Annotated in this window: 12 protein-coding genes and 1 pseudogene; 6 read left to right on the forward strand and 7 right to left on the reverse strand. The window is 72.9% G+C overall.

Annotated features, from left to right (window positions below; all coding sequences use genetic code 11):
- Positions 1-53: 53 nt before the first annotated feature.
- Positions 54-746: a TetR/AcrR family transcriptional regulator gene (locus ACZ5DC_RS33320; RefSeq protein WP_468658972.1), complete on the reverse strand. Its 693-nt coding sequence runs from the start codon at positions 744-746 to the stop codon at positions 54-56.
- Between the two features lie 53 nt (positions 747-799).
- Between ACZ5DC_RS33320 and ACZ5DC_RS33325 the strand changes: the two genes are divergently transcribed.
- A complete protein-coding gene (locus ACZ5DC_RS33325; protein ID WP_468658974.1) occupies positions 800-1,918 on the forward strand; it encodes an FAD-dependent oxidoreductase in 1,119 nt (372 codons plus the stop codon).
- A 58-nt stretch (positions 1,919-1,976) separates the two neighbouring features.
- On the opposite strand, the gene ACZ5DC_RS33330 is transcribed toward ACZ5DC_RS33325, so the two are convergent.
- From ACZ5DC_RS33330 to ACZ5DC_RS33340, 3 genes and pseudogenes are all read right to left on the reverse strand, one after another.
- Complete coding sequence (locus tag ACZ5DC_RS33330) at positions 1,977-3,041, reverse strand: MFS transporter (protein ID WP_468658976.1); 1,065 nt, start codon at positions 3,039-3,041, stop codon at positions 1,977-1,979.
- A 55-nt stretch (positions 3,042-3,096) separates the two neighbouring features.
- Positions 3,097-3,217 (reverse strand): annotated as a pseudogene (locus tag ACZ5DC_RS33335) (transposase); the annotation flags it as partial.
- A 119-nt stretch (positions 3,218-3,336) separates the two neighbouring features.
- Positions 3,337-3,726: a VOC family protein gene (locus ACZ5DC_RS33340; RefSeq protein ID WP_468658978.1), complete on the reverse strand. Its 390-nt coding sequence runs from the start codon at positions 3,724-3,726 to the stop codon at positions 3,337-3,339.
- 194 nt (positions 3,727-3,920) lie between these two features.
- Between ACZ5DC_RS33340 and ACZ5DC_RS33345 the strand changes: the two genes are divergently transcribed.
- Positions 3,921-4,808: a LysR family transcriptional regulator gene (locus tag ACZ5DC_RS33345; RefSeq protein ID WP_468658980.1), complete on the forward strand. Its 888-nt coding sequence runs from the start codon at positions 3,921-3,923 to the stop codon at positions 4,806-4,808.
- Positions 4,809-5,145: 337 nt separating this feature from the next.
- Here the strand turns inward: ACZ5DC_RS33345 and ACZ5DC_RS33350 are convergent, their stop codons facing one another.
- The 3 genes from ACZ5DC_RS33350 to ACZ5DC_RS33360 form a co-directional block, all read right to left on the reverse strand.
- Complete coding sequence (locus tag ACZ5DC_RS33350; protein WP_468658982.1) at positions 5,146-6,213, reverse strand: CU044_5270 family protein; 1,068 nt, start codon at positions 6,211-6,213, stop codon at positions 5,146-5,148.
- A complete protein-coding gene (locus ACZ5DC_RS33355) occupies positions 6,210-6,857 on the reverse strand; it encodes an RNA polymerase sigma factor (RefSeq protein WP_468658984.1) in 648 nt (215 codons plus the stop codon). The genes ACZ5DC_RS33350 and ACZ5DC_RS33355 overlap by 4 nt, the downstream gene beginning before the upstream one ends.
- 519 nt (positions 6,858-7,376) lie before the next feature.
- Positions 7,377-8,246: a helix-turn-helix transcriptional regulator gene (locus ACZ5DC_RS33360; protein WP_468658986.1), complete on the reverse strand. Its 870-nt coding sequence runs from the start codon at positions 8,244-8,246 to the stop codon at positions 7,377-7,379.
- A gap of 188 nt (positions 8,247-8,434) precedes the next feature.
- Between ACZ5DC_RS33360 and ACZ5DC_RS33365 the strand changes: the two genes are divergently transcribed.
- The 4 genes from ACZ5DC_RS33365 (at position 8,435) to ACZ5DC_RS33380 (ending at position 12,483) form a co-directional block, all read left to right on the forward strand.
- Complete coding sequence (locus tag ACZ5DC_RS33365; RefSeq protein WP_468658988.1) at positions 8,435-9,223, forward strand: SDR family oxidoreductase; 789 nt, start codon at positions 8,435-8,437, stop codon at positions 9,221-9,223.
- Positions 9,224-9,616: 393 nt separating this feature from the next.
- Positions 9,617-9,892 (forward strand): hypothetical protein, encoded by a 276-nt coding sequence (locus ACZ5DC_RS33370; protein ID WP_468658990.1) that lies wholly within the window; start codon positions 9,617-9,619, stop codon positions 9,890-9,892.
- 656 nt (positions 9,893-10,548) lie between these two features.
- Positions 10,549-12,021 (forward strand): sialidase family protein, encoded by a 1,473-nt coding sequence (locus ACZ5DC_RS33375; protein ID WP_468658992.1) that lies wholly within the window; start codon positions 10,549-10,551, stop codon positions 12,019-12,021.
- Between the two features lie 18 nt (positions 12,022-12,039).
- Positions 12,040-12,483, forward strand: a complete 444-nt coding sequence (locus ACZ5DC_RS33380) for a glutaredoxin domain-containing protein (RefSeq protein ID WP_468658994.1) — start codon at positions 12,040-12,042, stop codon at positions 12,481-12,483.
- Positions 12,484-12,536 lie beyond the last annotated feature (53 nt).

Consider the following 12,536-nt stretch of genomic DNA (forward strand, 5'->3'; position numbering starts at 1 on the left):
CAGCGCCGAAGGCGAGCCGCGCTTGTCCCCGGCGCTCGGGCGCGGGCAAGCCGTCAGGCCGGCGGCCGGGTGAGTCTGGCGGCCACGGCGTCGAGGACCCAGTCCAGGCCGGTCGCGAAGGAGGTCTCGGCGTCCACGTCCGTGCCGTCGTACACGGCCTTGGCCAGTGCCGGGAAGCGGCCCGTGGCCAACATGCTCGTCACATGCGGACCGGAGGCACGCTGCCAGTCGCGTTTGGACAGGCCCGTGGCGCGCTCGGCCCGCAGGTTCGCGATCTCACGTCTGATCGCGCCGGTGACGTAGGCGCTGACCGTCTCCACCGCGCGCATGACGGTGTCGATGCCGGCGAGGCCGTCGAGGGCGGCCAGCCTGGCCTCGGTCACGGCGAGGCCGTTCGGGCCCAGGGCCGGGCGGCCGCCGAGCAGGTCGGCGAACCATTCGTGGCGCAGAGCGGCCCGCCTGGTGCGGTGGGCGAGGACGCGCAGCGCCTCCCGCCAGTCACCGGGCTGCTCCGCGGGGAGGATCTCGGCCTGGACCTCGTCCACCATGAGGTCGAACAGCTCCTCCTTGGTGGAGAAGTAGCCGTACAGCCGCATCGGGCCGGCGTTCAGCCGGGCGGCGACCTTGCGCAGCGACACCGCCTCCAGCCCGCCCTCGTCCGCCAGCGCGACGGCGGCGGCGACGATCCGCTCCCGGTCGAGCGGCACGGGGCGAGGCGGCGGCGCCGGCTTGTCCCACACAGTCATGCCGACATCGTACTGTTGCGAGACGCCGTACCGTATCCATACAGTGTATCGGTATGAGACGTCGTATCGCGATGGTCGGGAGCGGTCCCGGCGGTCTGTCCCTCGCCCGTGTCCTGCACCGCCATGGCTGCTCCGCCACCGTCCTCGAACGCGATCCCGCTCCCGACGCGCGCCCCCCGGGCGGCACGCTGGACCTGCACGAAGGACTCGGCCAGCTCGCCCTGGACAAGGCGGGGCTGCTGGCGGAGTTCCAGGCGCTGTCCCGGCCCGAGGGGCAGGCCATGCGCATCCTGGACACGGACGGGACCGTCCTGCGCGACTGGCGGCCCCGTCCGGACGAGCGGGCGAATCCCGAGATCGACCGCGGGCAGCTCCGCGACCTGTTGCTCGGCCCCCTCGACGTCCAGTGGGGGCGGGGCGTGACGCGGGTGGTGCCGGGGACCCCGGACGGCGTACGGGTCCACTTCGCGGACGGGCGGCAGGAGACGTTCGACCTCGTGGTCGGGGCGGACGGCGCCTGGTCCCGGGTGCGCCCCGCGGTGTCGCCGGCCACGCCGCGGTACACCGGCGTCACCTCGGTCGAAACCTCCCTCGACGACGTCGACACCCGCCTTCCCGGCCTCGCCCGGCTGACCGGCGACGGTTCCGTAGCCGTGTACGGCGTGAACCGGTCTCTGGTCGCCCAGCGCAACAGCGGCGGCCACGTCAAGGTGTACGCCAGGTTCCGCGCACCGCTGGACTGGCACACGGACCTGGACCCGGCCGACGCCGGGGCCGTGCGGGCGAGCCTGCTGGCGCTGTTCGACGGCTGGGCCGAGCCCGTCCTCGACCTCCTCCGCCACGGCACCGCGTTCGTCCACCGCCCCCTCCACGTCCTGCCCGTGTCGCACACCTGGACCCATGTCCCCGGGGTGACGCTGCTGGGCGACGCCGCCCACCTGATGCCCCCGCTGGGGGCGGGCGCGAACCTCGCGATGCTGGATGGCGCCGAACTCGCCGAGTCCATCGCCGCCGTCCCGGACGACCTGGACGAGGCCGTCCGCGCCTTCGAGGAGAGGATGTGGGCACGGGCCGGCAGGTGGGCGGAGATCACCACCGCCGGCCTGGAACGCCTGGTGAGCCCGGACCCCGCCGACGCCCTCGCCGTCTTCGACCGGGTCCAGCCGTCCTGACTGCCGGGCGCGGGAACACGGCACGGCAACTCACCACGGCCTCAGGGTGAGGCGCGGATCAGCGGGCGACCTCCTCACCGGCCTGATCGCGTACGGCGGCGGATGCCGGGAGCGGGGACACGGAGTGCCGAAGGCCCCGGACCTGCGGAGACGCCAGGGCGGCGAGAGTGGCGAGGACGACGACAGCCGCGCACCCGGCCAGAGCCGCGCTCGGGCCGGCGCTTTGGGCGACAGGGCCGGCGGTGAGCAGGCCGAGCGGGGCGAAGGCCAGGGATCCGAGCAGGTCGTAGGAACTGACGCGGGAAAGGACGTGCTCCGGAATCTCGCGCTGCAACGTGCTGGACCACAGCACGTTGAAGACGTCGCCGGCCACACCCGCGCAGAAGGCGGCGACGGCGGTCAGCCAGACCGGTGCCGAGACACTCAGGAAGACCATCGGCAGCGCCGCCGGGAACGTGGCGACGACCGCGACCAGGACCGGTCGGCGGACCCGGACCCGCGCGGCCAGCCCGGCGCCGGCGATGGCCCCCAGCGCCTGGGCGCCCACGACGACCGACCAGGGCCCGGCCCCGCCCAGATGCCGCTGCGCCTCCAGCGGACCGAGAACCCCGGGGGTCGCGCTGAAGACGGCGACCACGGCCGTGCACTGGGCGACCACCACCCACAGCCACTGCCGTGAGGCGAACTCCGCCCAGCCCTCCCGCAGGTCCGTCCTCACGGACCACGTCTTCACCGGCCTGGCGGGCAGCCGCAGGCGGCCCGTGAGGACGGCGCTGACCACGAACGAGACGGCGTTCAGGGCCAGGGCCCACCCCGCGCCGACCCACGCGACGACCACACCCGACAGCGCGAGTCCGAGGAAGAGGCACGTGTTGGTGCTCATCCGCAGCACACCGTTGGCCCGTTGCAACCGGTCCGCGGGGACCACGAGCGGCACGACACCGTCCATCGCCGGCGCGAACAGCGCGGTCGCGAGCCCCGCCGGCACCGCGAGGCCGCACATCGCAACCAGGGGCGCGTGCCCGGTCAAGGTCATCGCCGCCAGTCTGGCACTTCCGGGCGCCGGCCCGGGCGAGCTGTCCTTGGTGCTCGCCTGCCAGTCGCCGCCCCGGCTGGTGTTCATCCTGCTCGGAGGCGTGGTCGCCGACCGGATGTCACGGTCTCGCCTGATGGTCGTCGCCGACGCCGTCGGAGCGTTCGCCTATGCGGTTGCGCAGGCGGGCCCCGGTCCCGTCAGCATCCCACCGGGCGAACCGCTTCATAGACCGTCCGCCACGGCCCGAACCGTTCCGGCAGGTCGTAGGTCCAGGTCCGCGACGACTCGGTCGGTGCGGCGGAGTGGACCGCGTCACAGGGCGGGCCGGACACCGTGGAGGGCATCGTCCGACGGGGATGCCCGATGGGTCGCCGGGGGCGTCTCAGGCGTCCGGCGCATACCAGCGCAGCTCCACCGTGTTGCCGTCCGGGTCCTGCACATAGAGGGAGTCCGCGGCACCTTGGGCACCGAAGCGCTTGCCGGGGCCGTCCAGCACTGTGAAGACGCCGGAATCGATGACGCGCTGCCAGTCGAGCGGCTCGACCACCAAGCAGATGTGATCGACGTTGGAGCCCTTCGCCCGCTCGGCGGGCGCCTTGACGAGGTCGATGATGGTGGTGGGGCTCACCCGCACGGACGGGAAGGAGACCTTGCCGTCCCGCCACTCCTTCACCCGCACCGGCTGCAGGCCCAGAGGGCCGGTGTAGAAGGCGAGCGAGCGCTCGATGTCGGCGACGTTCAGGACGAGGTGGTCGAAGGCGATCACGCGCATGGGTGTCTCCGCGGGGTCGGGGCGCGCCGGGCGCCGGCAGCGTTATGACGGACCGGCAGCTGTGGGCCACGCCGGGTACGGGCAGGGGCTGGTCGGTGGCAGCATGACCGGCCCCTGTTTGAGCATCGCTGCGCAGGCATCCATTGGTCCAACGCATGTTTGTCATGTAACCAATCGTGTTTCACGATGAACTGATGGATCTTCAGCAGATGCGCTATGTCCTCGCGGTGGCGGAGACTGCCAGCTTCACCCGCGCCGCCGAGCGATGCCATGTCGTCCAGTCCGCGCTCAGCCACCAGGTGGCCCGGCTGGAGAAGGAACTGGGCGCCCGACTGTTCGAGCGGACCAGCCGCCGGGTGCGGCTGACCACCGCCGGAGAGGCATTCCTGCCCGCCGCCCGCGAGGCTCTGGATGCGGCCGAGAGGGCCCGGGCGGAGGTCGCGGCGGCCAGCGGCGAGATACGCGGCAAACTGGCCGTCGGGGCGATCCCCACTGTGGCGGCCGTCGATCTCCCGGCGGTGATCCAGAACTACCGCCGGCGCTACCCTCAGGTACGGATCGGTCTGCGGACGGGCTCCAGCGAGCTGCTCGTCGAACGGGTGCGAGAAGGCACACTGGACGCGGCGTTCCTCGGCGTAGTGCCCGGATTCCGGCCGCAGGGCGTCCATGACAAGGAACTTGGCCACGGGCAGCATGTCGCGGTGGTTGCCCCGGGCCACCCGCTGGCCACGCACCATGAGGTGGACCTGCGCCTCCTCGCCGACGAGGTGTTCGTGGACTTCGCCGACGGCAGCGCCGCCCGCGCCCAGTCGGACCAGGCGTTCGCGGCGATCGGCGTGCGGCGCGAGGTCGCGTTCGAGGTGTCCGGTGTCGAGCTCATGGTCCGGATGGTCCGCCACGGTCTGGGCATCGCCCTGCTACCCGCGGCCTTCGACGCCGAACTGCACGGGCTGCGATGTGTGCCGATCACCAACGGGCCGATACGGGTGGAGCGCCTCATCTGGAGCCGGTTCCCCCCGTCACCCGCAGCCCGCGCATTCCTCTCTCTGCTAGGCGTCTGCACGCCCGGGGGCGAGGCCTAGGTCCTCACGGCTCAGCTCGTGGCAGCGGCCGGCGTGGGCGTGGCTGGAGGCCATGCTCGCGGGATGGCCGGTGACGGCGCCAGTTCTTCAGGTGGGCGAAGCAGTTCCGCCGGTCGACCATCCCGGTGCGGCGCTGGGTGGGGATGAGGGTGCCGTCGATCAGGACCACCTCCCCGCCCGCTCACCTCGTGCGACACCGGGGAACTGATCCCCTGTCTCGACGCCGCGCTCGCCGGGAGCGACGGCGGCGAGACCTCCCCCGCCTGATCGGACCGCCGCACACCAACGCGGGGCCCGGCGCCGGCGGCGCGCGAGCCCCACCCCGTCAGCGACGGAATCAGCCGGCGGACTTCGGAGGTACCTCGCCGTGCCGGTCGACGACTCCGCGCGCCATGACGGCGTCGACGCCGTACAGGACGTCACCCGTCGTGCCCCTGGTCGTGGCCCCGCTGTGGGTGAAGTACGCCTGCGAGCCGAGGTAGGCGAGTGTGGCCTTGTCGAAGATGAACACGCACCGGGTGGTGGAGCCGCCGTCCTGGCGGCTGATGCCGATGCCGTGGCGGCCGGCCGCGTCGACGGCGTCGGGGACCCGGGTGACGCCGGGGACCTTGGCGACGGCCTTGTACAGGGCGGAGGCGGTCGCGGGCGGCATGATCGCACTGCCCAGCAGGTCGCCGATGCCCCTGAAGACGGCCTCGTCCTTCGATTCGCCGGTCTCCACCGTCGTCTGGCTGTAGAGCACCTTGAGCAGGGCGTCGGGGTCGGCGGGCAGTTGGGCCAGCCACGCGTAGGTGGGGTGCCACAGGCCGGGACGTACGGGAGTCGGGAAGGTGCTGGGCACCAGTTCGCCGGGCATGACGGCGTCCTTCCCGCTCGAACGCAGCCAGCCGGTCGTGGTCACGGGACCTGGCTTCTGCGCCATCCAGGCCTCTTCCTTGTGGGTCGCGCCGAGCACCACCGAACCGCCCACGGCGCCCTTGTTCTCGCGCACCAGGCGCCGGACGTACACGAACTGGTCGTCCTTCACCGGTGTGACGTCCGTCTTCATGGCCGCGGCGGCGATCCGGTCGAGGGTCGCGGTCGCGCTGTTCACCCTTGCCGGTCCGGAAGCGGCGGGCCCGGCCGCCGGAGCCGGGGTGTGGCCGCCGTGCTGGGAGGTGACGACCAGGGCACCGGTCAGGGCCAGTGACACGGCGGGCAACACCAGGCCCAGGCGCGGCAGCCTGCGGCGGGACGGGGCGGGCGACGTCGCGCCGGGAGCGGAGTGGTCCTGATCGATCTGCTGCATCAGCAAGTCCTTGTGGTGACGGTGGCGGCTCGGGGAGAGGTCCCAGTCGGCCGAAGCCGCCAGCAACTCCTCCGCCTCGCTCCGGTCGGAGCCGACGCGCGGGTTGTCAGCGTTCATTGGGTCTCCTCCCGCAGGAACAGGGCCGCGATCGCGGCCCCACTCTCTTCCTCTCCGCGACGGCCACGCGGTTCCGTGTTTCTTCGAGGCGCCGGACCGGCGCTGTGGCGGGCCAGTCGGGCCCGGGCGCGCGAGAGCCGCGACCTCACGGTCCCGACCGGGATGCCCAGTGCCTCGGCGGCCTGCTGGTAGTCCAGCCCGGCGCCCACGCACAGGGCGATCACCTCCCTGTCCGGGCGCCGTAGTCGACGCAGGGCGTCGTGGACCAGCGCGAGACGGCGGGCATCGTCGATCCGGCCGGCCGTCTCGTCGGCGAAGTCCTCCACGGGCCGGGGCTCCGGGCTGCGAGCCAGGAAGGCGAGGCGCCGGCGCACACCGCGGTTGGCGTTGTGCGCCTTGTTCGTCGCGATGCCGAGCAGCCACGGTGTGAGCGAACCGCCCTCCGGTTCGACCGTCTCCCGAGTGCGCCATGCGCTGAGGAAGGTCTCGGACATCACTTCCTCGGCGTCCGACCAGTTACCGGTCAGCCGCAGGGCATGGCTGTAGACCGTGCGAGCGTTCCGGTCGTAGAGGTCGGCGAACGCCGCACGGTCCCCGGACCGTACGCGCGCCCGCAATGACTCACTGGGTTCTGTATGCCTCACACTCTGTTCTCTCCGCGGGCCCGGCCGCGTTCCTGTGCCGTGCGCCACACCACCGGAAGGACGCATACCGCCGGGCCCCGCGTACCGGGGCGTCAGCGGCTCGCAGGCCCAGGGGGCGCCCGTGCGTCACCCCCTGCGCTCGGGGCCCCGGCCGCGGCGCCTCGCACCCTTCATGACTGTGCTCCGACCTGCGCCGCGTACCGTACGGCGGACGAGCACGCACACGATCGACAGGGCACGTATTACCTCGCAGAGTCCACGGACCGCGGAGAGGCACGTCGCGGGTCACCCCGACCGGGACCCCGTCCTGGTACTGGGGGTAGGTCAGGCCGACGGCGTCCAAGAGGGGCCGGTACGCGCTCGTTACGGCACCCTCGTGCCACCCGCGGACCGTTGTCCCATGCGCGATGGAATCGAATCGCGCGGCCCGCGACACATGGATGGGCGCCTGGGAAACGTGCGCCGCCTTCCTGCCTGCGGCCTGGCGTCGGGCCCGGGACGGTGACGCCCAGGTGATCCTCAGGTTCCGGGACCGGCCGGACGGGAGGCCGAGGTTGTGCCGGTGGTCCAGCTGCTGAGGATACGCAGGGATTCGGCCGTGGCGGAGCCGGGCTCGGGGAGGTAGACGCACAGGGTCTGGTTGTCGTCGCCGGGCGGTTGCAGCGACTCGTAGGAGAAGTGCAGGTCGCCGACGAGCGGGTGCCGGTAGTGCAGGGTGCCGTGGCTGCGCCGCAGCACCCGGTGGTCGTTCCACCAGGTACTGAACTCCGGTGACTTCAGGGTCAGTTCGCCGATCAGGTCGGCCAGCCGGCGGTCCTGCGGGCAGCGGCCCGCCTCCAGGCGCAGCATGGCGACGGTCTCGGCGGCGATCTGCTCCCAGTCGGCGGTGCGCTCGCGGGCCTCGGGGTCCAGCAGGTAGTAGCGCGCCAGGTTGCGCCGCGGGACGGGCAGTGCCTCGAAGTCGGTCAGGACGGCGCGGGCCAGGCGGTTGGAGGCGAGGACGTCGGTGCGCCGGCCGATGACGAACGCGGGCACCTCGTCCAGGGTCTGGAGCATCAGGTGCAGCCCCTGGCGGACCCGCTGCGGGTTGACCGGTGCGCGCCGCCCGCCCGGTCGGGCGAGGAGGTTGGTGAGGTGCTCGCGTTCGGCGGCGTCCAGGCGCAGGGCGCGGGCCAGGGCGTCCACCACCTCGGGCGAGGGGTGTGCGGCCCGGCCCTGTTCCAGGCGGGTGTAGTACTCGGTGCTCACGCCCGCCAGGCGGGCGGCTTCCTCGCGGCGCAGGCCGGGCACGCGCCGGGCGCGCCCGTCGGCGGGCAGTCCCGCCGATTCGGGGCTCACCCGTGCGCGGCGGGTGCGCAGGAAGGCGGCGATCTCGCTGCTGCGGTCCATACACCCAGTCTCGCCTGCCCCGCCGGTGCCCGCCCGCCGCTGGGTGGCCCTGGCAGTACCTGTCTCACCAGGGCCACCTGCGGGCCGCCGGGGCCGGTCTGGCGGTGGTCTGCTGGATGACAGGGGCCGCGACGGCCTACGTCCGGGTCCCGCTCCGCATCTCTTGTCTTTTCGAAGGGTGTCATCCCATGACCACCGAGACCTCTGCCACGGCCTCCACGAGGCCCCTGGACGGCCGGGTGGCCGTCATCACCGGCGCGTCCAGCGGCATCGGCGAGGCAACGGCCGAGCACCTGGCTGCGCAGGGCGCCAAGGTCGCCGTGCTCGCCCGGCGCGCCGAGCGGCTGGACGACCTGGTCGCGCGCATCGGCAAGAACGGCGGCACCGCCGTGGCCATCGCCGTCGACGTGACCGACGCCGCCGCCGTGCAGGCCGCCGCCGACCGTGTCCAGGCGGAGCTGGGCGGCGCGGACCTGCTGTTCAACAACGCCGGTGTCATGCTGCCCGGTCCCGTCGAGGAACTGCGCGCCGACCAGTGGCAGCGGCAGATCGACCTGAACGTCTCCGGGCTGATGAACGTCATCGGCGCGTTCACCCCGCAGCTGGTACGGGCCGCACAGGAGCGCGGTGTCGCCGACCTGATCAACACCTCCTCCAGCGCCGCGCAGAACCTCTACCCGACCTTCGCCGTCTACGCCGGCACCAAGGCCTTCGTCTCGCACCTGTCCAAGCACCTGCGCATCGAGCTGGGACCGAAGAAGGTACGGGTTTCCGCGATCGAGCCCGGCATCGTGGGCACCGAACTCCAGGACCACGTCACCGACACCGGCGCCCGCGAATGGCTGGAAGGCTCCAAGGACACCATCGACTGGCTCCAGTCCATCGACATCGCGCAGACCGTCGGCTTCATCGCCTCCCTGCCCCTGCGGGTCAACCTCCCGCAGGTCTTCATCATGCCCACCGCCCAGCCCAGCTGACACACACCCGCCGGACGTGCCCGGCACAGACACGTGTGCCTGTGCCGGCACGCCGGGCGACCATGCCGAGTCACTGATCGCGTACACGTCGCACACGGCGCGCACACCGCAGGAGGCCGGCTTCCGGGCTCCGCGCAATCGCCGTACTCAGCGCGCCCCTCGGTGCCCAGGACGGGCGGAGAAGAGGATGCGATGCTGGAGTGAGGGCCCCTCCCGCAGCCTGGCGACCTCGTCGCGATGCGGCTCGCGAGGGACGCGGCGCGGAACCGTGCGGTCGGTCCGGGAGCCCGCCGGCCGGGGCACCGCTCACCGAGCGTCGCCCGGCGGCCTGACCGCGGATCCGGCCCGCCGGGACCAGGACCGCGCGACCGTCCCGGAAGGCAGGTGTGTCCCATGCGCACGTCGACCCGTATCGCCGGTGCCCTCACCGGCCTGACCCTCACCCTCGGCGGTGCGGTCCTCGCCGCTCCCGCGGTCCGGGCGGACATCCCCGCCTGCACACGGATGGCCGAGCTGGCCGGTGCCACCGCTTCCGACTCCGTCACCGCGGCCTGCGGCCGTGGCGTGGTCGGAGACCTGCAAGGTTGTGTGACCGGGCTGACCGGGGCCGGAGTGCCGGGCGGCGCCGCGACCGGCGCCTGCCGGGCGGCGGCCCACGAACCGCGCTAGAAGCCCGCGCGCGGCAACCGCACCTCGGTACCCGTCGGAGGCGGGTGGCCCGTGTCCACAGGGGGCGACCGGTCACCCGATGCCCCCGGTCGTATGAGGTGCTTCGCACCGCAGGACCACCCTGGCGCGGGCCCGGCCTCGCCTCGCGGGCCACATGCCGAGCGCCCACGCTGAGGTAGAGGGCGCCGTTGCTGTGCAGGCGGACAGATCGTTTCACGCCCCTGTGCCGGTGACACCCGCGCGCTGCCGGACGGGACCGCGCAGGCGCTCACCTGACCGGTCCGCGCACGGCGGGGCGACCGGTCCGGCCGGTGCGCCCGGCGCGGTGGGCATGGGTGACGCACCCGGCCCACCGTGGCTGTACCGGCCTCGGGCACCCGTCTGAGCCAGATCCGATCCCGCCCGCCGCGACACCACGACCAAGGAGCCGGCCGGCCGGTGCACCCGCCGGCCGGCTCCGCCGTGCTCTGCGACGGCCCCGGCGACGGCTCCGCCGTTCGGCCCATCAAGGACACCGGCCGCGACGCCGAAAACGACCAAGCGGAGTCGCCCCGGCCCCACACCCCCGCGTCGCGGTACGCCTCCGTGTCCCAGACCGCCCCGATGACGGCGGTCCCGTACCCCGGTCGACAGGCCCGGAGGAGATCAGATCCCGCATGCGCGTCTTCCTGCCCCTGACCGCCGTCACCACCGCCGCGCTCCTGCTCGTCACGGTCACCGGCGCGGCTCCCGCCGCGGCGGACCGGAACGCCGACGGCACGCCGCTGGTCAAGGTGTCCCACGGCGACCCGTACGCGAAGTGCACCGTCGGAGCGAGGTCCCCCGACAGCGTCGTCTACCCGGCCACCGAGGTCGAGCCGTACCTGTCCGTCGATCCGCGCGACCGCAGGCGCGTGGTCACCGTGTTCCAGCAGGACCGGTGGAACGACGGCGGCGCCCGCGGCCTGGCGGCCGGCTGGACCACGGACGGCCGCACCTTCCACCGGAGCACACTGCCGTTCAGCCTGTGCGCCCCCGGCGGCGCGGACTACGAACGGGCCTCCGACCCCTGGGTGAGCACCGGCCCGGACGGCACGGTGTACGCGAGCGGGGAGGGCGTCGACTTCACGAAGAGCACGCGCAGCGCCCTCCTGGCCGTCACGTCCCGCGACGGCGGCCGGACGTGGCACCACCTCACCACCACGCACGTCGACGAGCAGCCGTTCTTCAACGACAAGCCCTCACTCACCGCCGACCCGATCCGCAAGGGCACCGCCTACCAGGTCTGGAACCGCCTCGACAACGACCCGCCCGGCCCCGGCTCCCTCGACGGCCCCGGCTACATCTCCCTCACCCGCGACGGCGGCCGCACCTGGAGCAAGGCCCGGCGGTTCGTCGGCACCAGCACCGTGCCCAACACCCAGACCATCGGCCATCTGATCGTCGCCGACCGGTGCACCGGCGCCCTGTACGACTTCTTCGACCGGATCACCTACTCCGGCGACCTGAGCAGCGTCGTCGAAGCCCGCTACGAGATGGTCACCTCGAACGACGCCGGAAGGACCTGGAGCGCCCCGGTCACCGTGGCCCGGGACACCTCCGTACCGGAGGCCGACCCGAACGACCCCGCCAAGCCGCTGCGCGCGGCGGCCACCCTGCAGAGCCCGGCCGTCGACCCCAGGACAGGCACGCTGTACATGGCTTACGAGGGCTCGGACTTCTCCGGTGGACGGTTCGACTCCGTCCAGCTCGTGCGGTCCACCGACGGCGGACGCACCTGGAGCACCCCGGAGCTGATCAGCCCCAGGGGCGTACCGGCCTTCTCGCCGTCGATCGCGGTCACCGAACGGGGCACGGTCGCGCTCACCTACTACGACCTGCGCTTCCTCACGCCGGGCGACACCACCACCCTGCCCACCGCCTACCGACTGGCCACGCTGCCGCACGGAAACCCGAAGCTGCGCACCGAACGACGGATCTCGCGGGTCTTCGACTGGCTGCGGGAGCCGTTCGCCGGGGGCTACTTCCTCGGCGACTACCAGGGCCTGGTGGCGGACGGCACGGGAGTACGGACGGTGCTCACCGAAACCCACTCCGGCGCACCTCGGAACCGTACGGACGTGTACACCGGCCGTCTCCGCACCCCCTGACCGATAGCCTGCGTCACCATGATGCGAGCCTGGATACTGCCGATAGTGCTGGTGCTCAGCGGCTCAGCCGTCGCGACCCGGCAGGTCTTCGCGGGGAACCCCGGCACAGCCGCCACCCTCCTGACGGCGTTCGTGGTTCTCGCCGGCGTGACCTCGCCCCTGGTCTTCCCGAGGTCGATCGGTGCGCGCGAGGCACAACGCCGCAGCGCGGTCGACGGCCGCCCGGTCGTCTACTGGCGTCCGGGCTGCACGTACTGCATGAGACTGCGCATCCGGCTGGGCCGTGGCGCCCGCCGGCTGCACTGGGTCGACATCTGGCGCGACCCGGCGGGAGCCGCGGTGGTGAGGGCGGCCAACGACGGCAACGAGACCGTGCCGACCGTCGTCGTGGCGGGCCGGCCGCACACCAACCCCGATCCCGCCTGGGTACGCGAACAGCTCCGGGCCGGGCTGCCGCACTGACGGGCGCGCGGGCTCGCGTGCTCCCGCGCCTGCGCGCCCGAGCGGGAGCGCCC

Source organism: Streptomyces sp. NPDC031445, assembly GCF_055581365.1.